At 57.4% G+C, this 24,785-nt stretch carries 30 protein-coding genes and 1 pseudogene; 2 read left to right on the forward strand and 29 right to left on the reverse strand.

The genetic code is table 11. From position 1 onward, the window contains the following. Positions 1-927: a class I SAM-dependent methyltransferase gene (locus PUV54_RS00005; RefSeq protein WP_274493463.1), complete on the forward strand. Its 927-nt coding sequence runs from the start codon at positions 1-3 to the stop codon at positions 925-927. Beyond that, a complete protein-coding gene (locus PUV54_RS00010; RefSeq protein WP_274493464.1) occupies positions 928-1,227 on the forward strand; it encodes a hypothetical protein in 300 nt (99 codons plus the stop codon). A 114-nt stretch (positions 1,228-1,341) separates the two neighbouring features. Here PUV54_RS00010 and PUV54_RS00015 read toward each other — a convergent pair whose 3' ends face one another. The 29 genes and pseudogenes from PUV54_RS00015 to PUV54_RS00155 form a co-directional block, all read right to left on the reverse strand. Then, positions 1,342-1,806, reverse strand: a complete 465-nt coding sequence (locus PUV54_RS00015) for a hypothetical protein (protein ID WP_274493465.1) — start codon at positions 1,804-1,806, stop codon at positions 1,342-1,344. Next, positions 1,803-2,018, reverse strand: a complete 216-nt coding sequence (locus tag PUV54_RS00020) for a hypothetical protein (protein WP_274493466.1) — start codon at positions 2,016-2,018, stop codon at positions 1,803-1,805. Before PUV54_RS00020 ends, PUV54_RS00015 begins: the two co-directional genes overlap by 4 nt. Continuing rightward, the gene (locus PUV54_RS00025; RefSeq protein ID WP_274493467.1) at positions 2,015-2,413 is read right to left on the reverse strand and encodes a hypothetical protein; all 399 of its coding nucleotides are present in this window, start codon (positions 2,411-2,413) and stop codon (positions 2,015-2,017) included. Before PUV54_RS00025 ends, PUV54_RS00020 begins: the two co-directional genes overlap by 4 nt. 18 nt (positions 2,414-2,431) lie before the next feature. Beyond that, positions 2,432-2,893, reverse strand: coding sequence for a DUF5675 family protein (locus PUV54_RS00030; protein WP_274493468.1), 462 nt, complete (start codon positions 2,891-2,893; stop codon positions 2,432-2,434). Between the two features lie 2 nt (positions 2,894-2,895). Beyond that, positions 2,896-5,367 (reverse strand): hypothetical protein, encoded by a 2,472-nt coding sequence (locus tag PUV54_RS00035; RefSeq protein ID WP_274493469.1) that lies wholly within the window; start codon positions 5,365-5,367, stop codon positions 2,896-2,898. After that, positions 5,364-6,224: a hypothetical protein gene (locus tag PUV54_RS00040; protein ID WP_274493470.1), complete on the reverse strand. Its 861-nt coding sequence runs from the start codon at positions 6,222-6,224 to the stop codon at positions 5,364-5,366. Before PUV54_RS00040 ends, PUV54_RS00035 begins: the two co-directional genes overlap by 4 nt. A 7-nt stretch (positions 6,225-6,231) precedes the next feature. Then, positions 6,232-8,541, reverse strand: a complete 2,310-nt coding sequence (locus PUV54_RS00045) for a hypothetical protein (RefSeq protein ID WP_274493471.1) — start codon at positions 8,539-8,541, stop codon at positions 6,232-6,234. Positions 8,542-8,554: 13 nt separating this feature from the next. Continuing rightward, positions 8,555-9,103, reverse strand: a complete 549-nt coding sequence (locus PUV54_RS00050; protein WP_274493472.1) for a hypothetical protein — start codon at positions 9,101-9,103, stop codon at positions 8,555-8,557. Continuing rightward, positions 9,100-9,510 (reverse strand): hypothetical protein, encoded by a 411-nt coding sequence (locus PUV54_RS00055; RefSeq protein WP_274493473.1) that lies wholly within the window; start codon positions 9,508-9,510, stop codon positions 9,100-9,102. Before PUV54_RS00055 ends, PUV54_RS00050 begins: the two co-directional genes overlap by 4 nt. Further along, positions 9,510-11,840 carry a phage tail protein gene (locus PUV54_RS00060; protein ID WP_274493474.1) on the reverse strand — a complete coding sequence of 777 codons (2,331 nt, stop codon included), beginning with the start codon at positions 11,838-11,840 and terminating at the stop codon, positions 9,510-9,512. Before PUV54_RS00060 ends, PUV54_RS00055 begins: the two co-directional genes overlap by 1 nt. A gap of 3 nt (positions 11,841-11,843) precedes the next feature. Continuing rightward, positions 11,844-12,278, reverse strand: a complete 435-nt coding sequence (locus PUV54_RS00065) for a DUF6950 family protein (RefSeq protein WP_274493475.1) — start codon at positions 12,276-12,278, stop codon at positions 11,844-11,846. Then, positions 12,275-12,916, reverse strand: coding sequence for a hypothetical protein (locus PUV54_RS00070; protein WP_274493476.1), 642 nt, complete (start codon positions 12,914-12,916; stop codon positions 12,275-12,277). The genes PUV54_RS00065 and PUV54_RS00070 overlap by 4 nt, the downstream gene beginning before the upstream one ends. A 9-nt stretch (positions 12,917-12,925) precedes the next feature. After that, positions 12,926-13,546 carry a hypothetical protein gene (locus tag PUV54_RS00075; protein ID WP_274493477.1) on the reverse strand — a complete coding sequence of 207 codons (621 nt, stop codon included), beginning with the start codon at positions 13,544-13,546 and terminating at the stop codon, positions 12,926-12,928. Then, positions 13,546-15,216: a hypothetical protein gene (locus PUV54_RS00080; protein WP_274493478.1), complete on the reverse strand. Its 1,671-nt coding sequence runs from the start codon at positions 15,214-15,216 to the stop codon at positions 13,546-13,548. The genes PUV54_RS00075 and PUV54_RS00080 overlap by 1 nt, the downstream gene beginning before the upstream one ends. Further along, a pseudogene (locus PUV54_RS00085) lies at positions 15,200-15,499 on the reverse strand (hypothetical protein); the annotation flags it as partial. The pseudogene PUV54_RS00085 and the gene PUV54_RS00080, both read right to left, overlap by 17 nt. A 26-nt stretch (positions 15,500-15,525) precedes the next feature. After that, on the reverse strand, positions 15,526-15,891 hold the full coding sequence (locus PUV54_RS00090) for a hypothetical protein (RefSeq protein WP_274493479.1): 366 nt from the start codon (positions 15,889-15,891) through the stop codon (positions 15,526-15,528). Positions 15,892-15,895: 4 nt separating this feature from the next. Beyond that, the gene (locus PUV54_RS00095) at positions 15,896-16,333 is read right to left on the reverse strand and encodes a phage tail tube protein (RefSeq protein ID WP_274493480.1); all 438 of its coding nucleotides are present in this window, start codon (positions 16,331-16,333) and stop codon (positions 15,896-15,898) included. Further along, on the reverse strand, positions 16,330-16,719 hold the full coding sequence (gene gp17, locus PUV54_RS00100; protein ID WP_274493481.1) for a tail completion protein gp17: 390 nt from the start codon (positions 16,717-16,719) through the stop codon (positions 16,330-16,332). Before gp17 ends, PUV54_RS00095 begins: the two co-directional genes overlap by 4 nt. After that, entirely contained in the window at positions 16,716-17,150 is a 435-nt protein-coding gene (locus PUV54_RS00105) for an HK97-gp10 family putative phage morphogenesis protein (protein ID WP_274493482.1), read from the reverse strand. Before PUV54_RS00105 ends, gp17 begins: the two co-directional genes overlap by 4 nt. Beyond that, entirely contained in the window at positions 17,125-17,460 is a 336-nt protein-coding gene (locus PUV54_RS00110) for a phage head closure protein (protein WP_274493483.1), read from the reverse strand. The genes PUV54_RS00105 and PUV54_RS00110 overlap by 26 nt, the downstream gene beginning before the upstream one ends. Further along, complete coding sequence (locus PUV54_RS00115) at positions 17,457-18,062, reverse strand: head-tail connector protein (protein ID WP_274493484.1); 606 nt, start codon at positions 18,060-18,062, stop codon at positions 17,457-17,459. Before PUV54_RS00115 ends, PUV54_RS00110 begins: the two co-directional genes overlap by 4 nt. A gap of 3 nt (positions 18,063-18,065) precedes the next feature. Then, a complete protein-coding gene (locus tag PUV54_RS00120; RefSeq protein WP_274493485.1) occupies positions 18,066-18,281 on the reverse strand; it encodes a hypothetical protein in 216 nt (71 codons plus the stop codon). 55 nt (positions 18,282-18,336) lie between these two features. Beyond that, entirely contained in the window at positions 18,337-19,647 is a 1,311-nt protein-coding gene (locus tag PUV54_RS00125) for a phage major capsid protein (RefSeq protein WP_274493486.1), read from the reverse strand. 47 nt (positions 19,648-19,694) lie between these two features. Further along, complete coding sequence (locus tag PUV54_RS00130) at positions 19,695-20,309, reverse strand: HK97 family phage prohead protease (RefSeq protein WP_274493487.1); 615 nt, start codon at positions 20,307-20,309, stop codon at positions 19,695-19,697. Between the two features lie 15 nt (positions 20,310-20,324). Further along, positions 20,325-21,647, reverse strand: coding sequence for a phage portal protein (locus PUV54_RS00135; RefSeq protein ID WP_274493488.1), 1,323 nt, complete (start codon positions 21,645-21,647; stop codon positions 20,325-20,327). Beyond that, positions 21,647-23,368 (reverse strand): terminase large subunit, encoded by a 1,722-nt coding sequence (locus PUV54_RS00140; protein WP_274493489.1) that lies wholly within the window; start codon positions 23,366-23,368, stop codon positions 21,647-21,649. The genes PUV54_RS00135 and PUV54_RS00140 overlap by 1 nt, the downstream gene beginning before the upstream one ends. Before the next feature lie 16 nt (positions 23,369-23,384). Then, positions 23,385-23,933, reverse strand: coding sequence for a phage terminase small subunit P27 family (locus PUV54_RS00145; RefSeq protein WP_274493490.1), 549 nt, complete (start codon positions 23,931-23,933; stop codon positions 23,385-23,387). A gap of 65 nt (positions 23,934-23,998) precedes the next feature. After that, a complete protein-coding gene (locus tag PUV54_RS00150; RefSeq protein ID WP_274493491.1) occupies positions 23,999-24,418 on the reverse strand; it encodes a hypothetical protein in 420 nt (139 codons plus the stop codon). A gap of 47 nt (positions 24,419-24,465) precedes the next feature. Further along, positions 24,466-24,762 carry a phage fiber-tail adaptor protein gene (locus tag PUV54_RS00155; protein ID WP_274493492.1) on the reverse strand — a complete coding sequence of 99 codons (297 nt, stop codon included), beginning with the start codon at positions 24,760-24,762 and terminating at the stop codon, positions 24,466-24,468. Between the last annotated feature and the right edge of the window lie 23 nt (positions 24,763-24,785).

Here is a 24,785-nt window from a genome sequence, read left to right on the forward strand (position 1 = left end):
ATGAAACAAAAACTGATTGACTTTATTTCCGCCGCGTGGCTTGCCGCCGGGTCGAAAATCCTGCGCACCGTTGCGGCTGACTTCCCCAACATGCCGCGCAGCGCGGCGGCGCTCGACCGGCTCAACATCGTCTTACAGAACCGAACCTATTACCGGCCGTTCATCACGCGCGAGGATTTGCGCGCGCCCTTGCGCGATGCGCGCAACCTGCCGGGCGTGACGCTCGACATCGACGCGCAAATGGCCTTGCTGGCGGCGCTTGAACCATTCATGGGCGAGATTGCGGACCTCCCCGTCACGCCGCCCGACGATCTTTCGTTCGGATACTACAACGGTTGTTACGGCCCCGGCGACGCCGAGATCCTTTACGGCATGATCCGCAAACTGAAACCGAAACGCATCATCGAAATCGGCTCCGGCCATTCGACCAAGCTGGCAGTCAAGGCTCTGAAAGCAAATGGCGGCGGCGGCCATACCTGCATCGAACCTTATGAAGCCCCATGGCTCGACCGGCTGGGCGTTGAGACGGTCAGAAAAAAAGCGGAATCCCTCGATCCCGCTTATTTCGACCAGCTTTCAGAAGGCGACATATTGTTCATCGACTCATCGCACATCATCCGCCCCCAGGGCGACGTGCTGTTCGAATATCTCGAAGTGCTGCCCGCCCTCGCCCCCGGCGTCATCGTTCATGTCCACGACATTTTCACGCCGTTCGACTATCACGAGGACTGGATCATCGATCGCGGCCTGTTGTGGAACGAACAATATTTGCTGGAAGCGCTCTTGTCCGGCGGCGGGTTTGACATCATGCTCAGCGCCAACTGGCTGTCGCGCACGCGCACCGATGAAATGGCGGCGATCCTGCCGGGCTTCGCCAATCATCTTGACGCCGAGCCGTCATCATTCTGGGTGCGGAAGAAAGGATAAATGATGCACAGTAATGCTGACATCGAATTTGCACACCTGTCGAGCACAGAGCGAAAAGACAAAGCACGGCAGCTTCGTTTCGACTATCTGTTTTTGCAAGCCGTTCTGTTTTTCCTTTTACTGATGATTATCACTGGCGCTGGCGCGGCGGCGATTATGGGAGAATATGAAAAAGCACGCACCGTGTTGCTGATTTCGATCCCTTTTCCGTTAGCGCTGCTTGTTCACTGGGATAAATTGAAGAACATAAATTCATACCAGAAATGGGCACGCAACGAGCTAAAGCAAGAACCTCACTGATCCCAGATCCAGTTGACCAGATCGTTATTGTTCACCGCGCACGCCCGATAGGCGTTATCGCGCTGCGTTTCATAATCGGCGACGGCGGTTTCGCTCATCTCGCCGCCCGGCAAATCAGCGCGGCGGATCTCGATCGGCGGGCAAATCTTCAACAGATGCGCCGGCGGATCGAGTGATGTCAGAATTGGCGCGGTGCGTTCCCTGGTTAAGTGCCCGCACGACGGCAGCGCTAAGAGCGGGATAATCGCGGCGGCTCTGAGACAGCGCCCGGCGCGTGATGTCGGCGATTTCCATGGCATAGCGTTGATCCCTTTCGGCGGCCGCCTGGCGCGCTGTCTGCGCCTCGGCCCGCAATCGTTCCTTTTCCGCTTCCAGGGCCGCGACCCTGGCGCTTTCCCATTCGGCCTGACCTTCGGAAAAACCCTTGTCGTAATAGGCGCCCACATAAGCGTCATGGATAAGTTTCACCGCCAACAGCCCGGCGATCGCCAGCCCGACGCCGGCGACCGGCGCGAATTTCTTCGCCGCCGCATCGGTCAAGCCGATGGCGGACAATAGCTTGATGATGATGGCGATCATTGGCCGCTCAAGTCTTCCGCCGCGCAATCGTCAGCATGATGGCGGCAGACAATGCGAATTGCGGCCTTGCGCTCCTGGTCCCTGACGGCGATGGCTTCGCGCGCTTCGGTCCCGGTAAAGCGATCGGTTGTTCTCGCAATACTTAAAATCAGAATGACGCCGATCATCGCCGTTGAAATCCATTTGCGGGCGTTTTCCCAGGTCATCATCATTTCCCGTTCTTTTTATGCAGCACGTCAGCGATCGACTTGAACACCAGCCCCAAATCCCAATCCATGCGGTTCAGCTTCGCTAGCAACGCCGTGCCGACAAAGGCCATGATCAGCGCGCCGACGCCGACGACGCCTTCGCCGTCCGGCAATTGCGAGGCGAGATAAGGCCCGGCAACAAGACCGATCACCAGCGACATGGCGCCGGTTGCGATCAGATCCTTGATCAGATATTGCGGCCCGTCCGGCCCCTCGGTTTTGCGTTGCGACCGGAAATAAACCGCAAAGCACGCCCCGGCGAGCGAGGGGAAAAACGTGTCGCCGGTGATCGCGGTCCAAACGCCCGCCGCAACCATGGGCGCCGAAAAAACTGCCTCATTCGCCATTTGTAGTTTCATCTCCCGGCCTCCGGCCTCTTACCGATCATTGTCCTGAAACTCGATGGTCAGGTCGCCGCGCTCGGCCGCGCCGATGACAGCGGAATAAAGCCCGCGATAGGCGGATACCGACTTTTCGATGTACATGCCCCGTTCATTGGCCTGCCGCCCGACCAGCAAACACCCCGCCGTGTCCGTTTCGAAATTGCCAATGTGAATCAGAATGTATTCAAAGCCCGGCACGTCGAGGATATGAAGCATGCCGCGATGAATGTCGCGGGTGGCCGCCTTGCGCATGTAACGGGAATGAAATCCGCCTTCCTTCCGTATGCCGACATTATACCTGCCGGCGGGGATGCGCGTTTCGCCGCGGACTTTCACATCCCGGTATTCGTCCTCAAGACCGAAACAGGCATAAACCTCCTGATCGCCATCAAATACGAATATGCGCGACAGCGTTGCATTATCATCCGACTTGTAGCGGTCAACGATGATTTTCATGCCTAAACTCCTGATGCCTGTATTGCCGTTGCGTAAGCGTTCAGCGTCGCCTGATACTCGCCATAGGCCCATGGCTGGCCGTAATCGCCCGCGTCCTGTTCGCTGTCATAGGGACCGCCATAAGCCGCCGGCGCGAAGGTCGGGTCTTTCGCACGGATGCGGGAAACGAACGTCGCCCATATCGTTGCTGCCAAATCTCCCGGCCCTTGCATCTGATTGTAATAGGAGGCGTTGAACCCTGAATGACTGCGGATGCCAGAGGGGATAGAGCCGGAAAAATCATGGCTGCCGCCCTCATAGGACCACTGGACTTTCGTGTTCCAGTTTTCGGCCTCTGCCTGGCAGGCGTCGTAAAGCTCCGTCACCCAACGAATTTTGTACTTGATGGAGTTTAGGTCTCCGCCTGACGCCGTATCGTCGAGATACCAGTCTTCAACGCTTTGCCAGAACGCCGCCTCATCGGCGTCATAAGCGTCCGTCACTTCCGTTACGTGGGTTGCGCCGGTCTCGCCCGTCAGGTTTGACGCCGCATCGTTTGAAAGAGCATCAGACCAATAATTCGTGATGCAAATTTTCGCCTCAGCCAGCTTGGCGTTGAGCGCCGAACCCGTAAGCGATCCGCCTTCGGTCCCCTCCCAAAAGCCGGAGTAGCCCTCCATGCGCGACTCTACGAAATAAGCGCCTACGGAAGTCTGCACGCCCAAGGCCATAGTGATATTGAACGATAGCGCACGGGCCGTCATGCGGTCGTCCAGCCGCTTTTTCAGCTTGGCTGAGATGTACCCCGCCCCGGAATAGTTGGCCTCATGAAACGCCTTTTGAACGCCACAACTGGCGGCGTATTGCGTCGCCACGTCAAACGCCGCCGCGCCGTTCCATAACTCATTGCCAAACTCGATAATGACTTCATCGCTTGGCGACCAATCAACGGCGACCAGTTGATCCAGTATCCAATCCGCCCATAAGTCCCATGCGCGGTGATCGTCGTAAAACGTCTCGTTGTCTTCCCAATCGTCCGCACCGCGCCACCAGTAATAATTACCGGCGCCATCGGTGATGACACGCAAGGAACAGGTGAACGTCTGCGGATCGCCGTCAACATCCGTATAGGAAACCGTGACCTTATAGATGACGTTGGGGCTGTTACTGCTGTGCGCAAAATTACCGTCAGCATCCAGAACGATGCGCTTGTTCGCCACGTCCAGCGTCGCCACCCCGGCGACCGACTGGCTGTCGATGGTGACGGTCTCGCCCAAGTCCACTTCGTTCGGATTGAACCAGAGATACCCTAGCTGTGTGGAACCACCCGACTGAATAGACGTGTATTCTACCACGGGATAAAACGGCGAGCCGACATAGACCGGCATGTTGATCCATGGCGTGCAGCTTGTCTGTTTACAAAAATCAAGCAGGGGCAGGATGGGGTTGCCCTGACGATGGCCAACGCCTCCATTAGCCGTGTAGTCGTGATCAGGACGCATCTGACCGCAACCGCCGCCAATGGTTGCATCAGTCAGCAACGCCATATCAGCGGGAACGGATGCGCAATTCCGCATGGGGTCGAACAAATCCATCACGCGCAAATGCGTCTGGAACGTGTAGTAATTGCGGAACCATGGGGCGAAAAACTTGTACGGATTATTGAAGCGGTCCCGAAAGTCGTCCTCTTCATCCTTCCAGAACACCCGTAGCGGCTTCCAGTCTTCGATCACCGAAGCGTTGCCGATATTCGTAACCGGGAAAGGCCCCGCCGAACGAGGCGCGCTCGTTCCCCAATTCTCCGTGTCGATCTCTATTTCGCGGCGGTGAACCTTGATAAACACAACCTCTCCACCGGACATGGCGCTTTGAAAAGTGACCACAACGTCATCGCCGGATTTTGCAACTGTGTAATCAGTCGTCGGTGTTTGGCGGTGCGCCTCTCTTAGTCCATCGACAAAAACATGAACCTGATTGTCGTTCCAATCTGCGCCGGAATGCGCGCCGTTAGTGAGCGTGAATTGCGTCTGCCCATTCGTCGCGGTTTCTTCGCTTTCCTCGTGCCATGTCGTATCGGAAAGCGTCGCGCCTAACTGGCTGATGCCGATAGTGTTGTTAGAGCCGTCCTTGAACTTGCCCTGGTCGCACTCAAGAACCAGCGTTCGCCCGTTGTAATAGGACGGGTTGTTCGAAAACCCCTGGTAGAGAATTTCATAGCCGGTAATCTGCGTCAGGCCAGCGGGCGCCGAAGTCATGGTCCCGTCCTGGTCGATGTAGCCGCCCTCGAACAAATCCTGAGAACGCCAGTTGGAACCGGAAACCTTCACTTCACCGTATGGGGTGCCGTGCGAGGCCACGAGATCAACGTAAGGGTCCGTCTTGAAGTCATAGAAAGAGACGACAAGCTGATCCTGTGAGGCGGGGGCCGCCGCTGTCATCGCCAGCAATGACCCGCCGATCATGGCTGATGCGCCGCCGATGCTCGGAATCGTCACGCAAGCCCCCATTTTGTATTGAGATAAGCGCGGGCGTTCTCGCGGATCGTCTGATCGACAGTGCTGAAGATGATCATTTCGGCGAACTTGCCGTCTGTGTGCAACGTGCCGCGATTGTGCATCACGTCAAGAACCGTGCTGGCGAGCGCCGTGGCGTAACCCGGATCATTGCTGTCGCGAAGGACACCGCCCACATAAAGCGCGTTCTCGTCATTGGCGAAGTCAAACTCCATCTCAACCAGAACCGGCGCGCCATCGACACCTGTGTCGTAAAACAGATCTTCATTGCTCGCGCCAAACATCTCCACAAAAGGCAGCCAGCCTGTCGTCGTGCTTGAGCGAAGCTGAAACCATGAGCTGTCACCGCAACGCAGGACCGTATGACCGCCATCAGGATCATCAACCTCAACAACCATCAGGATCGTGATGTTGTTGTTAGACGCCCACGGGAACGAGCCATTGGTCAGGCGATGGGTTGAACCATCGAAATCAAGGACGTTCAGGCTGTTGATCGTCTCAACGCCCGTATGCGGCATTTCAGAGGCGGTCGCTTCGGTCAGGTGATAACCGTTGCCGGACTTGTCATTGAGCTGCGAAACATCGGACCCGCTGTCAATCGTGATGCTGTCCGTATCCGACGCATCGTACCACGCCAGCAGGCTCGCCTCGTCATCAGGCGACCATGCCCCGCCCCCGCCTGAACCAAGCACATAGCTGCGATAGATAACCGAACGCCCGGCCCCCAGATCAATCGTCTTGGTCGCCAATAGCGTCTTGCCGGACTGCGCGCCGGGGTCGCTGTCGCCGCTTTCCAGCCGCGTTTTCTCAATGTCTCGATTAAGTGTTTCAACCGCCATAATACACCTAGAACGTCATCGTCCCCATGTTCTCAATTCGAATACGGGCGTCGATGGAGTTAAGGCGCTGGACGATGTAAAAGTCGTTGGTTGACGTGTCGGCAATAAGACCAACCCTGTCATCCGTTACGTCACCCATCACCGGAGCGCCTGAAGTTACGGCCTGATTTTCGAGATTGCCGCCAATAGCAGTGTCCAGAAGCTTTGCACATTGCGCCGTGCCGCCAATGGTCTCCACAAGGAACAGTTGTTTCAGCAGGTGGTTTGAAAGGCCAGTGCTGCGGTCATAGACTGTGATTTCAACGATGGAGTCATAATACGGCCAAACAAGGCTAATGATGTCCCCATTTGACTCGACTTCATCCGCATCAAACTCGAACGCGCCGCCTATGACCCGTACGTTGGAGTTGCCCCCGCCGTCTTCGATCAGACCACGGAAATCGCCGATCAGCTTCAGGTCTGTAATATCAATTTCAACATCGGTGCAATTGGAAATCTTGATGGGATGAACTGCCGTGTTGTTCGTATGCTTGGAACCGGACCCTGAAAGCTTGATGTGCGCTTTCGTCATGTCTTCGGCTTCGAACAAATAGCTGGCGCCAGATGTTACGCCATACTCGCGCGCATCAACATTGATATGGCAATCGGAAATCTCGCTGGTGATGGTCGCGGTGCCGTCGCCATCCGCCATAATGACGGAGCCATCGGTATAGCGAACCGTGGCGCCCCTGATGTTGGCGTTCTTGTACTCGCCGGGACGCATGAGGATCGCATGATCCGGGCGGCGCGACGCCTGTTCAGGGTGGCCGAGAACGGTGTATCCGTTAATCTCAAGGTCTTCTGCGCCATCCAGAACCAGCGGCGCGTTTAATGACCAAGCGAAATCGGCGCCATTAACAGAGCCGCGAAGGAACCCTTCCCACAACCTGCCGCCAACATCGCCATGGATATTGAAAAGTTTGACGGCGCGGATGTTTTCCTTGTTCGATCCCGTGTTCTTACCGAGAAGGCCGTTTGCGCCATGGAGACGGAACGGGCCAATCTCGTAATTGCGCATCCCGTAGATCGGACCTTTGGTCGTGTCGTCGTCTGCCTCTGTCACGTCCGCAAAGGTGAACTCGAATACGGTGCCGCCGCCCTCATGGGTGCCGTAAGCCTTGAGGCCGCGCCCCTTTACCAGAACATGAGCATAGGCAAGACCGTCACCGCTGCGCCCTGAAAAGTGACAATCGGCCAGCACCATATCAACATCAGCGTCAGTGGACGGACTATCCTGCGCAATGATGGTGTTGGCTTCCGTATCCGCCGGCACCTTGAAGTGGATGTTTTCGCACTGGAATGATCCGGCCTGCACGTCGAAAATCGGCAGATCGTCCGCCGTCATCTCGATGACGGTTTCCTGACCCGCTGTGGTGTTTGACGTGCCGCGCGGGCGTGTCGCGCCCTTAATCGAAATATGGTTTTCAGTTACGTCAACCTTGTTATTATTTTGATAATGATCCGCCTTCAAACCAAAATCGACAGCCGTGGTGTTAATGGCCGTGTCAAACATGGTGACGCTTGCGGCCTGACTGGCTGCTACGGCATAGATCGGCAAGGGTTGCGTATCTTCCAGCGTCGCAACATCAACCGCGAGAGACGCAACAGCCGTATCGTTGTCGGCAATGTCCTGCGCTGCACTTGACAGCCCCAGCGCTGTCAGCAAAGCGCCCTGACTGATCGCGCCGGTTAATCCGACAACGGATGAAACGAGATCGGAATAATCGGCTTTCAGCCAGTTCGCCGCATAGGTTGTTGTGGATGCGTCATCGGTCAGCGCGATGATCCGGTCATTGACGCTGAAATCAACGCCGTCAACCGTGCCCGCTGTCGTCACCTGATAGGCGTGACCTTCTTCAGCCGAGCCGCCGCCGGGGAACGTGCCGGCAGACGCATCCCAACCGCCCTTTAGAATGACCGCCGCATCGAGTTCGGCGACGCGCGTGCGGATGGCGTCAAGGTCCGTCGCCGCTGTCACCGTGATATTGTCGAGACCAGCAGCGGCGATTATCGAATTAACAACCGGCGTGATGACGTTTGTCTTGAAATCGGAAATCAGCGTTGAAGCCCATTCCGCGCCATTGGCGATGATCAACCGCAAGCTGTCGCCCGGCGACGCTATGTTGTTCTCAGTAGGGTCTTCGGAGACGACATCAATCAAGTTCTCCGGCGTGATATAGCCGTCCGCCGGCGCGCCGTCTTCGGTCAGCATGTAAAGCCGCGCCAGCGCCGGCGAATAGGTCAGGATTTCGTTCCGCGACGGATCGTTCAAATTCATCGTTTAATCCTTGCTAGAGAAACTCGACTGTTTCGCCGTCTAAAAACTGAAACAGTTCGCTGTCGAGAAAACGGAAGTTGTCCAGCAGCGCGCCGGCGTTGGCGATGGCGACGACGTCCAGCGTGTCGCCCGACTGCACGGCGAGATTGCCGCCGGCGAGGCTCGCGCCGCTGTATAAAAGCCCGCCCGCGCCGCCTTTGGCGTTGTTCGTGGTCAGAAAAAGACCGCCCACGGTGACGCTCGCGTTAAAGGTGAATTGCGCCGGCGATGTCTGATTGGCGATCTGATGATCGACCGCATTAGCGGGCGCATAGGCCGGCCGCGACGCCTCGTCATAATCGGTGATTTCCGTCCAGCCGCCATGGCTCGCCATGGTGTCGCCGGCGGCGATCGTCGGCGAGGCGGCCATGATCCCGACATAATGCGCCGCGCTATAGCCCGCGCCTTTGAAATACTTGTCCACAAGATCGTCGATCCCCTCATCGACGACCAGGTTAGGCGATAGACTTGCGTGCAATAATCTCCCGCCGCGCCGATGCGCGACCGCATAATAGGTTTTCATGCGCCCCGGCCCTGACTTTGCCGATTGTCACGGCGCCCTTGTCTGCGCGTCCTGTTTTCAATGGGAAAGCGCGCCGCCCGGCGATTGATGATCCCGCGCGCTTTTTGCACAAAATCGACCGGCGCGCCGTTCATTTCATACATGCGCGCTTCATCGAACGCCTGCCCGGTGCCGTCGTCGCGCCCTTCACGCTCCCATTGGGTCCAGCATCCGTCGCAAACAAACGGCGCGCCGCCCGACAGCGCCGCCGGCCAGTGCCGCGCATCGACCAGCACAACCGGCAAAACCCATCGCCCGCAACATGGCGCCTTGACCTTGACGCCGGCCCCGCTGGCCCGTTCCGGCAAGCGAAGATTTTCGCCAAGCTGATCGCGGATCCCGTCATAGGTTTCGATTGACCATCCCATCAAACACCCTCTGCATTGCCGATCAGCCAATAAGGCACGCTTGACGCGCCTGCCGGCGTCGCCGTGACTTCGTTAATCGTTGTTTTTTCGTATCGCACTTCAATGAACGCGGTGACGTCGTTTGCCGGCAACGCCCCGCTTTCACGGTGAATGCCGAACGCGCTGTCGCTGTCTAGACCGTCAACGGTGATCGAATGGATATATGTGCCGCTGACGTTGTATTGTTTTTGATCGCGCTTGACCCATGCGCCGCCGCTTAACGTGCGCGTGTAAAAGCCGACGGAAACCATGCCGACGACGGGTTCGCCCTCGACGATTTCACCATCATTGGCGTTGACGGAAAATTCAAACTCGTAATTATCGTTGGTGTCTTCATCATCGCTTGATTTTTCAATCTGCCATCCGGGCGTTCCGCCGACTAACGATCCCGGCCCGTCGTCATAAGACGTGGTGCCGCCCGACCCCGTTGATTTCAGTTTCAGCGATGCGGTGAAGCCCGATTTCGTCAGATTTAGCGCCCGGTACACTTGTTGCTGCGGCTCGCTGAGACCGCTTGAATGTGACAACCCGCCGGCGCCAAACCGCACGATCGGCGGCGCGTCCCAATCCTGCGAAAACGAAACGCTGTCGCCGTCTCTCACAAAACCGTCTGCCGCGCCGATCGCCAGCGTGCGGCCTGTCTCGCCGCCGGATTGTTCGGCCATGACGCCGTCGGCCAGGGTCTTGTCGCGCCCCGATGAAATAATTTCATCGATCGACGTCCCGTCAAAAAGGCGCGGCGTATAAGTGCCGATGCGATCAACCCTGTTAGGGATTGTTGATTTTGCCGGCGGCGTTCCTAACGCCGGCGTGTCGTCATAAATGCTGGCGTCTTCCTCCTGAAAGGTGACGATCGAAACGCCATCGATCGACACGGTCTTGTCGATGATCCGCGCAAGCTGATCTTCGTAGTCCGTTTCAGAAATGTTAAGCGTGACGACCGTAAACGGATCATATAAAACGCCCTTCCACCCCATCGCCAGCGTCCACAACCGGCCATAGCGCGACCGCTTGATGGCGTAGCGCGCCAGGCGTTCGCATGTTTCAATATCCTGCACCCATCCATAATCGATCGTCTGGATGCGGCGCCCGCCGTCATCACTGACAAGCGCGCTTTCTTCAACTTCCGGATAGGGCGCGCCCTGGAACAAATCAGCCGCTGAAATGTACCGCCCGCGCACGGTGTTGATCAGTTGGCGCGGATCCGGCCCGGCCTGATGCGAAACGCCGCCGTCGCGCAAAATGTCCGCGTCGGTGATCGTATCCATCGACGTCAAGTCGTCATGCGGCACCCAACAAAAACGCTTGCCGCCGATGATCGCGACCTTGCCGCCGGTTGACGCCTCCCATTGATCAAAAAACGCTTCGTGATTGTTCGTGGTCGGAAAATAACCGCCAAGGCGATAGCGCGGCACCCCGTCCCGCGTTTCATCGCAGACATTGGCGGCGGCGATAAAGCTCGCCAGATCAACATCCGTTTGCGGCTCGCCCACGCCCCATATAATATCGCCATTCGCGGCACGCTCGCCGATCACATAACGCAACAGCACTAACGCCGCATTGCCGTCGTTATATTCCCACGTTGACGGATCATCATAACGATGCGATCCGGATCCGCCCGCCGTCGTATCAAGGCGCGGATCATACAACAGCGCGCCGCGCACCCTGATCGTCAACCTGGTCGGCACGCCGCCGGTCAAAATGTCCTGGTCCTTGAAGTTCCAGACAAACGCTGAATGCGCGACGCCCGCCCCTTCCGCATCGCTCGGCCAGACTGTTGACGGCAACGAAATCGCCGTCTGACCGCTCGCCCCGGTCTTGCGCTTCCAAGTTAAAACGCCGGCATAATCGCCCGTCGCCGCGTCGCCGGAAAAAGACACAAGCTCGCCGTCAACATGCAAACTCTGATAGCTGTCAATTTCGTGCCAGCAGTGAGCGGCGACGTTCGCGACTAGCTCGCTTTCGTCGCCGTAATTTTCTTCAAAAATGATCGCCGCCGGGACCGCCGTTTCGCCGAACGCATAACCGCCAAGCGCATTTGGATCGACAAACGCCTGCCCGCGCGCATTCGCGCCGATGTCCTCAAGCTTTGGCCCCTTCGTTAGCGCCGCGCCAAGGGCGCCCGCAACCGCACCGCCGATCGTCACCGCCGTTGTGATTGTGGAAAGCGTGGTCGTCGTCACGCCGAGAACGCCGGCCAGCGCCGCCGATCCGCCAAATGTGGCGATGGTCGCCGCGACAAAACCGGCAACGGCGAGAACCGTGCCGACAACCTTTAAGACCTTCCCCATAGATCAGCCGATCACGAATCCGGCGTCGATATAACGCATGGGCATGATCACGACGCCGTTTTCCCCCAAAAACGCCGCGCGCTGATGCGCGCCCTCGGTGACAAAAACCCCGACGGCGCGATCATCTTCGATCCAGGCGATGTCGCCGCGCTTCGCGTGCGCCGGATGCACGGGTACGCCGAACACCCGCGACAAGGCGTCAAGATAGGTTTTATCGCCCTCGCCCCAAAGGGCGCGGATCGCGCTTTCGCGGCTGTCGTATTTGCCGCGATAATCCGCTAACGGATCGTCGCCCGTCATTTTCAAGACCCAATCACATGCGAAAGTCGCGCAATCAAACCGCCCCCACGCGAAGCCGCGCCGGCGAAATTCTGCTTTCGCTTGCGTCACATGTTCGTTTAAAAGACGCGGCCAGCCGGCTTTTCGTTCAAATGTCATTGCAGGTTCACCAGCGCCGGATCAAAACCACGCCCGGCGAAGCCAGCGCCGGAAAACGCCGAGGTCGGCGGCCGGTCGGCGGTGCCGATCTTGCCGTTTGCGGTGTCCAGAATGAAGGATGAGAACTTATCGGCAGCGTTATACCGGCCATGATCGATCCAGCGCGCCTCGCCGGAAATCGAGCGCCGCAAATCACGGTCCAGTTCTAGAATAATCCGCGCGCCCTGCCCCGGTTGCCGGTTCGTGTTGGCCTGGATGATCTTGCCGGAAAACATTTGAATGATCGTCGGATGCAAATCGCCATTATCATCGACGAAAAACATCCAGATTTTCGCATCGCGCAATTGCCACACGCGCCGGTCGCGCACAATTTGCCGTATGACCTCCTGGTCATTGTCCGTGGCGTTATAGGTCAGCGATACCGGCCGCCCGTTAGACATGTTTGTTACAAATTCGGAAATATCGACGGCCGCTTCCACGGGCAAAAACACATTGCCGTCCAAAACCGGATCACCGGTGCCGGTCGGCTGCAATGCGCCGTTGCCGGTCCAGCCGAAAACCGGCTCGTCGCTAAAATCAAGCCAGCCGACCACAACCGGCCGCACGGTCGGCGATGTAACAATGGTTTCGAGGGTCATTTAATCCGTTTACGGTGCAAATGCTTCGATGAAGTCGATGTCGAAATCTGTCCCGCCGTCCAGGCTGTTTTGCCAGATCATTGTCGGCGTGGTTAAGCGAAACGCGGTGACGGGCGCATCGATTTCAACCGCCGCATTATCATCGGGCGCATTGCGCAATGGCGGGTAAAATGAAATCGTCGCCTCGCCGGATCCGTCGGCGGTCGCATCGGCGGTTGCGATCTTCAATTCCTTGACGCCGGCGGCCGTCACCATGAAATAATCACCCGCCGCCAACAGATCCGCCGCCGCTGTTGCGTTATCAATGTCGATCGACGTCCCTAATTGCGAGCCGCCATTGACCAAAAGGCCCGGCCCCGCATAGCCCGTTGACGGCCCCGATTGCGCATCAGGCGGCCCCATTTCAAAACGGTTTGACAATTGCGCCAATTGCGCCAGCGCCGCCCGCCATTGCCGCCGCGCCGCGCCGTCAAGTTGCGGCAAACTGATCTTTCCCGCCCATAACGCGCGCTGATATTCGGTGACTTGCACGGCCCCGTTTAAAAACTCGCCGACCGCATCGGCGCGCTCAATGCCAAAGGCTGAAACCCGCCATCCGATCGGCGCTTCGGGCAAGGTGATCATCGCCATCAGGCGTGCCTCGGCCGGGCGCGCGCCTTGTTGAGCGCATCCGTTGTCGCCGCTGCAATGGCCGGCGTCTGTTTGGCGATCATGTCCGAAACGCTTTCCAGCCCGACATCAAATCGATTTGTCTGATGGATGGTGACGCCGCCGCCCATCCCCGCCATTTGCGCATTCGACATGATCGATCCGGAAACATTCGGCGCGAAAAGCTCCGGCCCGCGTTCCCCGACAAGATAGGTTTTGCCGCCCGTCACAGGACCGCCCACGGCCCTGCCGCCGCCGAAACTGAAACCGCCCCCGCCGCCGAAAAGATTAAGACCGCCGAAAAGACTTTCCGCCAGCGGCTTTAAAACGGTCATGCGCAAAATCAGGATGGCGAAATCTTTCGCAAGGTTCTGGATCGCGCCGGAAATATCGCCGTTCAACAAGGCGTCTAGCGCGGCGTTTTCAAAGGCATATTGAAACGACAACGATAATTGTTCGTTTTTCGCCGCCAGCATTTCCGCGCTTTTCGCAAGCCGCGCATTGTTTTCGGCGATGCGCAATTGATGCTCTTCGATTTCCTTCATTTTCGTCGGCGATAGGCTTGGCGTTCCCGGTATCGCCGCACCGCCGCCGGATCCGCCGCCGGGCGGCGGCGCGGTCGCCGGCCCCACAGCGCCGATGACGTCGGAAAGCGAAACCGTCGGCGCGCCGCGCAACTCGCCCTTGATGCGTGCGATCTCTGACTTTAATCGCTCGATTTCTTTATTGATTTGCGGATTTCGCGCCGGCTGGCTTTCAAGCGCGTTTAGTTCGGCCTGCAGTAACTGCAGCCCCGCGCCTTTCGCCAGACCCGACCCCCGCGCGGAAAGATCCCCGATAGAGGCAGCAAGATCGATGGCGATCAATTGTATTTCGTTCAATAGCTCTTTGAACGCGACAAAACCTTCGATGTTATCGAGAACGGTTTTATTGAGTTTCGTTGACATCACCGCATCGAGATCGGTGAGACGGTCGGCGGCTTCTTCGGCCTTACGCGCAAGGCTTTCATCCAGCACCGCGCCCATGTCGCGAAACTCATCGCGCAAGCCTTTCACCTGACTTGCCGAAACGCCGAACGCCGCGCCCGCCTTGCGCCCGAACGCCGCCGCCGCAAGCGCGTTGCGTTCCATGGCGTTTTCGGTCGCCGCCAGCCGTGTCAAGACAAGCTCAAGCGCCTGATCGACATCGTCGGCGGCGACAACCTCGGCCAGAAAGCCCGGATCCATCTTGTTCAAGAGCGTGTAAAGCGTGCCGGTTTGCGATCGCGCTTCACCGATCGATTTTGAAAACCGTTTCAGGCTTTCATCTGTCTGATCATAGGCGACGCCGATCCGCTCGCCGGCGTAGCGCAACTCTTGCAACGCCTCGACGCTGACGCCAATGCGGTCGGCCTGCTTCGCCAGCGTGTCGCCAAACTGGATCGCTTGTTCCGATACGCGCTGAAAACCCCGGATCGCCAGCGCCGCGCCGGCGCCGGTAGCAAACAACGCCGCTGCGCGGCCGATCTTGTTAAAGCCGTCCTCGATGCGCTTTAAGGATCCGTTCATCTTGCGCTGATTGCGCTGCAATGTGGCGTTCGCCTTGTTCATGTTCGCTTCAAATCCGGCGATTTTCGCCGTCAGATCGACGCCAAGGCTACCGATTGTCGTCACGTGGTTTTGCTCCGTACGCCATAAACGCGGCTTTGATTTCTTCTGGGCTTCGCCCAAGCTTCACATTTGTCAGCCAGGGCATTAATTGATGCGGCTTGATAGCCGGCGACTTTGGCGATCGATGCGCATTCGCCAGGATCACCGCCATTTCACTTAGCAAGTGCGTTTGCTTGACTTCTTCGCGTGGCGCATGGGCGCGCAACGCGTGCATCCATTCGCGCAATGTCAGGCTGTAAAATGTCTCGGGTGAATAGCCGATGACGCCAAAGGCGATTTCATGCCAATAGGCCCAGGGCGTCGGCTCGTTCTCTAGTCTTTTTTTTCGTCATTGGTGAGTGGCGACGCCCCCGGATCCTCATCCGGATAGGCGTTGCCGACAATATTGCCGATCTCGATCATCTTTTCGACGCCGATTTCCGCCGCGCCGATTTCTTCATCGGTCAACGGATTATCGTCACGCGCTGACAAATGTTTCAGCATCACCCGAAACAGCTTGAAACGCGGCGTGATCATTTCGCCGGTTTCGGGATCTGTCTTGATCTGCATGCGCATCAATATTTGATTGATCGAAAGATCAAGATCCTCCTCAATAGCCTCAACCGCGCGCATGTCAAAGGTCAGTTTAACGTCGCGGCCGTTAAACTTGATCGTTGAAATACCCCTGGCCTTGCCCATGGGATTACGCCGGCGTGACGGTTACGTCGCCAGAGATTTCAAAATCGATATTGGCGTCATACGCCTGATCGATCCCCGACGTGACCTGAAACCGGCGGCAAAACGCCTTGAAATCGAACACCGTGCCGTCGGACAGTGTCACTTTCACATTGCGCAATTGTCGGTTTGTCCGCGCCGTCTGGCATGATTGCTGGCCCGTATCGCCCGGAATGTAGTTGGCGACGACGTTAAATCCGCCCTCATCTTTCGTGCCGGCGCGCTTTTCTTTCGCTGTAGACTGAGAATGCGTCACGTCAAAAATCGTCGTGTCGCCGCCCGGACCGTCGGTTGATTTGACTTCGCTGATCTCATCGAAAGTGTCCGCACCTTCATCGACGGTGACGGCGTTGCCTTGCCCGATTTCGACCTGGCTGCCTTCAAAGTTAATCGCATTTGATGTCATTGCAATTGCCTCACTGTTAGACGGAAATCGAGCGAGACCCGGTGAAGCTCCGTCGCGGCTTCAAAGAGGTCTTGTTTGTTCTGCAGTGCGCAATAAAGGATCTCGACGCCGGCGGTTGTTCCCCGATAGCCGTCAAGCAAGCCATGGATGGCGCGCGATAATTGTTTCGCCGCAAGCCATGTTGGCGCATAGCTGTCCACTTGCCAGCGAAAGACGTTAAGACCCGGCCCGGCTGCATGATGTTGATCCGTAAACGAAATAACTGTTGCGACGACATAAGGCGCCGCCTCGCCTTGCCTCGCGATCGTCGGCGAAACCCGGTCGCCGGCGAGCGCGGAAACCCCGGCGTCGGCCAGTAAGAGGGCGATCAATGCTTCCTCAATCATCGCCGCCGCGACGCCCCCGTTTCACTGGCAAGCTTCGCCGCTTCCTTCGCCATGCCCTCGGCGACTTTTTCGGTGATCGCCTGGATCGCCGCCTCGCCTTTCGTATCAAGCGCCGGGCGCATGAATGGTTGCGCGGCTTGCGTCGATGTTCCGTATTCGGCCAAATGAGCGCGCCGCGATGTTGGTTTTTTAAAGCCGACCCTCACAAGACTGTTTTCGTTGCGGCGTTTTTTCTTGACCGTTGCGACGGTGATCGATCGGGCAAGTTCGCCGGTGTCGCGCGGCGCGCGCGCCTTGGCTTCGTTGCGGATGACACGGCCGCCGGCGCGCACCGCGTTCAAGATCACTTTTGTCCGCAGCTTTTCCGGCAACCGCTTGAAAACTTTTTCAAGCTCGTCAACGCCTTCAAGCCGAAAGGTTTTGCGCGCCATTCAGAATTAATCCTTTGCGGTGACGGATTTGCTGCACGTCATGAATGCGAAACGTGATGGCGTTCCAGATAAAGCGCCATTTCACATCGACATCGGTTCGAAAATAGATCTTTGCCCGGATTTTCTTTTCCGCGTTCAACTTGTCCGCGCCGTAAAACTCGCGCCCGCCGCCTTCCTCAATCTCGGCGCTGACAGTCGCAAATGCTTCGAACGTCGTGACGGTTTCGTTTCCGGCGTTTTTTGTTTCTGTCGGCTTCAACAGCGTGATGCGTTCGCGCAACTGGCTGGCGCGGATCTCCATCGACTTCATTCGTCAAAGCCCCATTGATCGACCCTGAAAGGCCGCAACAAGTTTTTGACCGCCGGATTTTCCGTGATCGCCCCGCCGATCATGGCGCTTTCGCGATTTTCAAAAAGCCAGCCGATCATCAACAGCGCCGCCGCGCGTATAGGATGCGGCACGTCAGACGCCGCGCCATAACCGCATGTGAATGCGATTGAAACGGCGCCGCGCGCCTCGCTCAAATCCCCCGGCCAGCTTTGCCCCGGCGCCAGCAACAGCGTTGATCGGTCGTGACGCTCGGAAATCTGATAGACCGATGACGCGACCGTTTGTTCCTGATCGTCATCATCAGTATAGGTGACGCTATCGACGGAAACCGTCGGCGCCAGCGGCAGGCGCAAACCGCAGACCCCCGGAAAGCAATCGATCGTCAGCGTCCATTCCTGCGTCATCAACGCGCGGTTTAAGACGCCGTCCGGCCCGTCAAGATGTCCCTCGACCGCATAATAAAGCGCCGTCAGCAATGCGTCGTCATCGCCGGTGACAATCCGCAAATGGGTGCGGATTTCATCAAGCGACAAGAACGGCGCGGCGGGCGCGGTTGTCCTGGTCAGGCTGTAGGTTTTCATTGATTAACCGATAAGATCGCGGGTTTCGCGCGCGCCGGCGGTCGCCGTTTCGGGACCGGCCGTGTTGCGCCGCGTTTGCGCTTTTGTGACTTTTTCCGCCTGATCGCTGTCGATCATGCGTTTCGCCGTTTCTTTATCGACGGTGATGATTTCGCCGGCGGCTTGCGAAAACCGAACGCCGGCGCGGTGTGTTTTCAGTCTGATTTTTACTTGCGTCATGAAATAAAACGGCGGGCGTTGCCGCCCGCCGTTCCTAACTGTGATTTTCAAGCGATTATGACGACGCTTGTTTCAGGTGTTTGATCGCCGCGCCATCGGCCAGTTCGCCGTCGAGACGGTTCCAGCCAAGGAAACCGACCTGCAGCAATTCGGCGAACCGCTCGCGCATGACAATCAGGTTAAACCCGCGCACCATGCGCACGATATATTTGCCATGATCACCGAACACCATCGAGCGCGCATCCGCCGCCGGCGTCGCAATGGCGTTGTTGATGCGGTAATTATAACCGAGCAATGTCGGCGCCGCGCCAGTGCGCGCGTCGCGACCCTGCCAGATATAATTTCCTTCGCTATCTTTGATCTTGCGCAACAGTTTCAAGGTGGTGTCGTGAAACTGAAAGCGGCATTTCGGCGACATGCGATAAGCCATATCGACCGAATGTTCGAGGTCCAGCACTTCATCAAGGGTGATGGCCGCGACGGCCGCCGCTTCGACGCCCTCGGCGGTCGCCGTCATGATGCCGTTCGGATCGCCGGTGCCGTCGCCGGTGGTCAGCGCTGCGTTGCCCGATCGCGCCAGGCGTTCGCCCAATAGCTCATTTAAAAGCGACTGCATATCGAACGCGCTGTCCTGCAACAATTCCAGCGGGACTTGCACGACCCCCGAGCGGTAGACATAAGCGTCCAATTGTTTTTGCCCGAAGGTCACGTCGTCGGTGCCGTCGGTGTGTGACGCGGCGTTCTCGGCGAATTTTGCGCCGGTGTTGGCCGTGTCGTTGACGGTCGGCCATGGCAACGGATTGCCGCTGTCGGTCGTGATAAGCCGGCACATATCGGGATCCATCATTGGCCCCCAAATCGCCATGGTTTTCGTGATCTCGTTGAGGAAACCCGTCGGCACCATATAGCCGCCTTCGGACGGCGTGCCGACCGATTGCGCGCGAATTTCCGGCGGCAAATTGCGGCCCATGATTTCGCTTTGGAAAACCGAACGCTCCTCCACATTCAGCGCACTGGCGCCAAACTGGCAAAGCTTCGTGAACACGTCATTGACGCTCGGCGCTTCGTCGCCGGCGCTGCGTTCTTCACGATCGCCAGGATCCGGGCGCCGGTTGCGCCGTTCTTTTTCTTCCTGCTGGCGCGCGCGGTCTTCACGCTCGGCCTGCTTCGCCTCGCGTTCTTCCTGCGCTTCCTGTTTTTCATATTCAGAATCGAGACGATCCCACTCGGCCATCATGGCGTCATGTTCTTTTTCGATCTCTTTCTGACGCGCTTCGGGCGTCTTGTCGGTGATTTCTTCGCGTTTGGCGCGGGCGTCGGCCAGCAACTTGGCTTGCTTCTCCCGCAATTCCTTCAAAGTCGGCATGATATAACCTTTCTCATGTTTGGTTAATGCGCTGGCCTATGGCGCGTTTAGGCTTGCGATGCTGCGGGATTTCGCCGCCTCGCTTTTCGGATCCTGAGATCCAAATCCATATCCATCGTTCGCATGATGTTGCTGGAAACACTGGCGCGCTCTTGCTGTAGCGAGCGCAAAGCGATTTCGGTTGACGGAAACGCCGGAAAGGTGACGATCGATGCGTCCAGCAATTCGCCGACTTCGACGATCGTGCGCAGCGGGTTTTCTTCGTCGCTGTCGTCCCATTCCTGCACGCCGCCACGCATGGAAAACCCGATCGACATCTGATTGAGATCGCCGCGTTTCATTTTCGGCACGATGCGCTTGACGTCCGGATCCTCTGCGTCAAGGTCCGCATCGATGCGCAAGCCCTTGCGGTCTTCGACAAGTTTCAGGGTTCCCGATGCGGTGCGCGCCAGCGGCAAGTCGCGATGTTCCAGCAACAACCGCACATCGTCATTTAGCACATTGCGGAATGCGCCGGCGCGGATCGTCTCGCGAAACATGCCGCCAATATCGGCGATCTCGCCAAACACGGCCGCATAGCCCGTTACGCCGATGGCGCCATCGGCGCGGCGTTCCATATTCACCGCGCTTGCGACGCGGATCTCTAAGTCTTCTCGCTTCATGATTTTCGCCTTTGTCTATTCGTCGGCGTTGTCGCCGGCGCTATCGTCGCCCTCGCCGCCGTCATCATCGGCCGGCTCATCATCATTCGCCGCCGGCGGCGTGCCTGGCGCGTTTTGCGCGCCCGCCTGATCAAGCGGCACGGTCGCGCCCTGAATGAACAGCCTGTCGCTGCCTTCGATAAACGGCATGTTTTCGCGACGGCGGATCTCCGCCGGCGTTGAAATGCTGTTCTGGATCGCTTTCGCGTAAGCCTCCATGCGGTTTTTCAAATCACCGCGTAAAAGCCCGTCCATGTTAAATTCGATAAAGCGTTTATTATCGCCGCGCTTGAAAAATTTGAGATTGATTTCGGCTTCGATCTTGCGAATTAATCCGCTCAATGAATGTTTGACTAAATGCAAGTCTTGCTGTTCGGTGTTCGAAAATGTGCCGTGCGTTAAATCCTGCAGAAAAACCGGCGGCAAATTAAACCCGCGCGCCATCTGTTCGATGATGAAACGCTGCACGTCGATCATTTGTCCCTTTTCGGGTTCAAACGCCAGCTTTTCCAGTTTGTGATTATTCGGCAATGGCAGGACGTTGCGCCCCTTTTCCTGCGCTTGCTTCATCGCGCGTTCAACATCTTCCGACGCCCGCGTCACGGCCTTTCCCGTATCGAAATCACCAAACAACGCCATCGGCGGCATGCCGCCGTTTTTAAAATAACCCGCCCCATAATTTTCAACCGCGATCGCCAGCCCGATCGTGTTGCGCAAGATGTCATAAGGCGTGACCGTCGAAATCATGTCCTCTTGCAAGTGCCAGTAAATGTCGAGAACGTCGCGCGCCTGGTAAACCCGCGTGCGGTTGTCGTCGATCTTATACCGATATTCTTTGGCGAACCCTTTTAGCTTGACCTCGACTTTTGTCGGATCCATGGGATAAAGATTGATCGGCCGATCGTTGGCGTCGCGTTCGATATAGGTCAGCCAGCGGCGGCGCTTCATCAGGCAATTGACGCCATATTCACGCCAGTCATAAGACGACCAGTCATCATTGATCTGATCATGAACCAGTTTGTGCAACGGCGATCGCGGCTTTCGCGTGTTGCCGTCATTATCGCGTTGCATCAGATCCAGCGGCAGTTTTGCGATGGTTTGCGCGTAGAAATTACAACCCGCTGCAAACGCCGGATTGCGCATCGCCTTTTCAACCGTGACGTTTTCACCCGCTGGCGTGGTGTAAGCGTCCATAATCGTTTTCAGGATTTCATTTGTCGTCAGCGGCGTCGCGGGATTTTCGATGCTCCGCGTTTCCGCAACGCTGCGCGCCCTGATTTCCAAAGGTCCGATTTTCATTAAACTGCGATCCTAAAATCTTCATCGTTCCACGGCGACGTCGTCACCGTTTCGATCCGCGCTGAAATGCCGATGGCGCCGCACGCGGCGGCGATGCCGTCAATGCGCTTTGTCGATTTGTCTTTCGACGGTTTGATGTTTTCCGCTGCGTCCTGTTCGATTGCGACGGCTTTCGCATGTTCGCGCAAAAGCGGTTGCCCGCCATGATGAAAGCCGTTTGACATGACCAGGCGTTCAAGTTCTTTCGCGGGCGCCGACATCGACGCATATCCCTGACCATAAAAAGCGACGGGGATCCCCTCTTGCTGCAACTTGACCGCCGTTTCCGTCGCGTTCCATCGGTCAATCGCAAGGCCGCCCTCATGCGGTTTACGATTGAGATTGTTCGTATGCGCTACTTTAAACTTTGTCGCGTCCTCGATGACCTGACGCCGCAAGAACGCATAGTCGATGACGTTGCCGGGCGTTGTCAGCAAAGCGCCGTTTTCAACGTGACCCGCATAATCGATCCGGTCGCGCTTTGTGTGTTCCTCGACCAGTAATTCCGGCTTCCAAAACCGGGCAATCATCACTGGCGTTTCAAGCATTTCTTGCTTAGGAAACCACCAGATCAGCGCCGAAAGGTCCGCCGTCGATGAAATATCGAGACCGCCATAACAGGTTTTCCCGACCAGCCCCGCTTCAATCGCACGCCAGTCGATCGGTCCTTTACAATGGTCCCACCCATAGCGATTGCCGGCGTCATCAACACTGTCGATCGGCAACCATAAGACCGCCTGATCGGTCCAAAGGTTCAAGTGATAATTCTTGAAATGGTTTTCGAGGCGGGGAAGCCGAGCGGCGCGTTTGGCGTTGGCGCGCATGGCTTCCAGTTTTTTCGATACGCCTAAATTTGGGTTTGCCTTCCGCCAGGTTTCTTCGGCCTGCCAATCGTCTTCAGGTTCGGCTGCATAGATCACGACCAGCGTTTCAGGGTCTTCGATTTCACCCTTGGCGATCGCCTCGCATTCGTCGAAAACTTCCTGGCCGTATGTGCCGCGCTTGCCGGCTGTCGAAATCAGAAACTCGATCGGTTGATCGCGAGCATCCGCGCTATCGTGCACGAATAGATAAAGCTCGCCGTCCTTCCATTCGTGAATCTCGTCGCCGATCAGCCCGGACATGTTAAAGCCGTGCTTGCCGCTGGCCTTTCCGGAAAGAGGCTTGAAGCTCGCTAACAGTTCCGGGCAATAGATCGACGCCTTGTATGGCTCTAGCGCATCCTGCAATTCAGGCGAGTGCGCGATCATCATGGTCGCCTGATTGAAAACCAGTTCGGCTTGATCTTTATTTGACGCGATCGAATAGACCTGGCCGCCGATCTCGCCATCACCCAACAGCGCGACCAGCGCGACGCCGGCGGCGAGTTCCGTCTTGCCGTTCTTGCGCGGCACCCAAACGAAAACCCGGCGATAACGGCGCGTCCCGTCCTCACGCTTCCAGCCATACATCGGCCGGATGATGTCGTTAGCCTGCCACGGCTCAAGGATGAAAGGCTTGCCGGCCCATCGGCCGGTCGTCAGTTTGAGTTTGTTCGCGAAAAAATCGACGACCCGATCGGCTGCTTTTTCGTCGAACCAATAGGCCCCGTCGATCCAGCGGCCGCCATCGTGATCATAGACCGCAGCGGCATGAACGCCCGGCGGCCTTTCCGGCGTCGCCATGTCCGCCGCAACCGCCATCGCGCGACGCTGTTTTCTAGTTCAAAAATCCGACGGTCGGCGAGCGTTCGCCGGCCTCCGGTTTCTTGTCTTGCGTTGGCGGTTTTGCGCCATCGCCGGCGGCGCCGAACAAATCGCCCGGCACGCCTTGGGCCGCACGCGCCGCAAAAATCCGTTGACGCTCAGCCGGATTAAGACCGAAACGATCCTCGGTTCTTTCCAGAACCGGCTCAAGCCTGAGCGAAATCATCATCGCCGATCGGATCCGGTCATAGCCGGTTTCCGTTTCATAGTGCGTGCCGTTGTCATCAAGAAATTTGTTGACGTCCAGCCATCGCTGATAGTTGCGGCAATAGCGCGCAAACGTATCGACGTCGGCGTCGCTCAACAGTTTCAACCTGATCAGCTTCGGCGCCAGGCGATCCCAAATCTCGCCGCCTTTCTTTTTCGCCATCCAGGACGGTTTCGTCACTTTGGCTTTTTGGTCGGCGACGGCTGCAATCGGATCTTTCCCGATCGGCCGCCGCGATGTTCCCTTGGCCTCTTTTATCGCCGCTGGCTGCGGCGTTGGTCCGCGCTTCGCCATGGTCATTGCCTCATCAAAAAAAAATTCTCGAAAACTTGCGCGCAAAAAAAATCGCTTCGTTCGTTTTAGAGATCCGACCCGCCCCCCCGGCGTGCGCGCGCTGAAAGGTGACGCGCGACATGGTCGGCCAATTCTGGCCGAACCTCGCGCAAAGGCTGCTTGCCTAGCCTGATTGCAAGCTGGTCGATCGCTTCAATGCCGTCGCTCTCGATCCGCGCTTTGAAACCATCATGCATCGCCTTTGTTGACGACACCCAATAGTCACGCATCCAGAACAATTCGCGATTGCCGCAGTGCGGATACAGGTGATCGGTCAACTCTCGCGCAGCGACAACGCCGTCAAGCTTGGAATACTGACAAAGCGGCTCGCGTTGCCCGTGCTCTTTCGATGCTTTCGCCCATCGCGCATCATAACCGCGCTCATGTGCCGAGCCGCGTTCGGCGTCGTGACGCTCTTGCGCTTCACGCTTTGCTAAACTCGACATGCGCTGTTGCGCCTGACTGCGAAATGTCGGCGGCATCATCGCCATGATCAGCCGATGATGATCGTGCGTTGCTGTATGTCGATCCGCGAATAGTTGGTTGTGATCTTGTTCCGCACGACATACCGCCGGCCCTTGATGCCGCCTGACAGAAACGGCTGCACAATCTGCGCATTGTCTTGCGTCACTTCATCCCCGCCGCTCGTCACGACCAGGCCGCCCGCCTCAACCGGCTCGATCGTGGTTTCGACCGCCTCGATTGTCTCACTGTCCTGCAGGACTTGCGACCAATCGAAAGGATAATCGAGACTTTCATCGGCGCGCTTGAGCAAGAATTGCGCTGTCATCGTCAAAGCCTTTCGTGATTAGC

The organism is Hyphococcus flavus (genome assembly GCF_028748065.1).
Classification (GTDB): Bacteria; Pseudomonadota; Alphaproteobacteria; order Caulobacterales; family Parvularculaceae; genus Hyphococcus; species Hyphococcus flavus.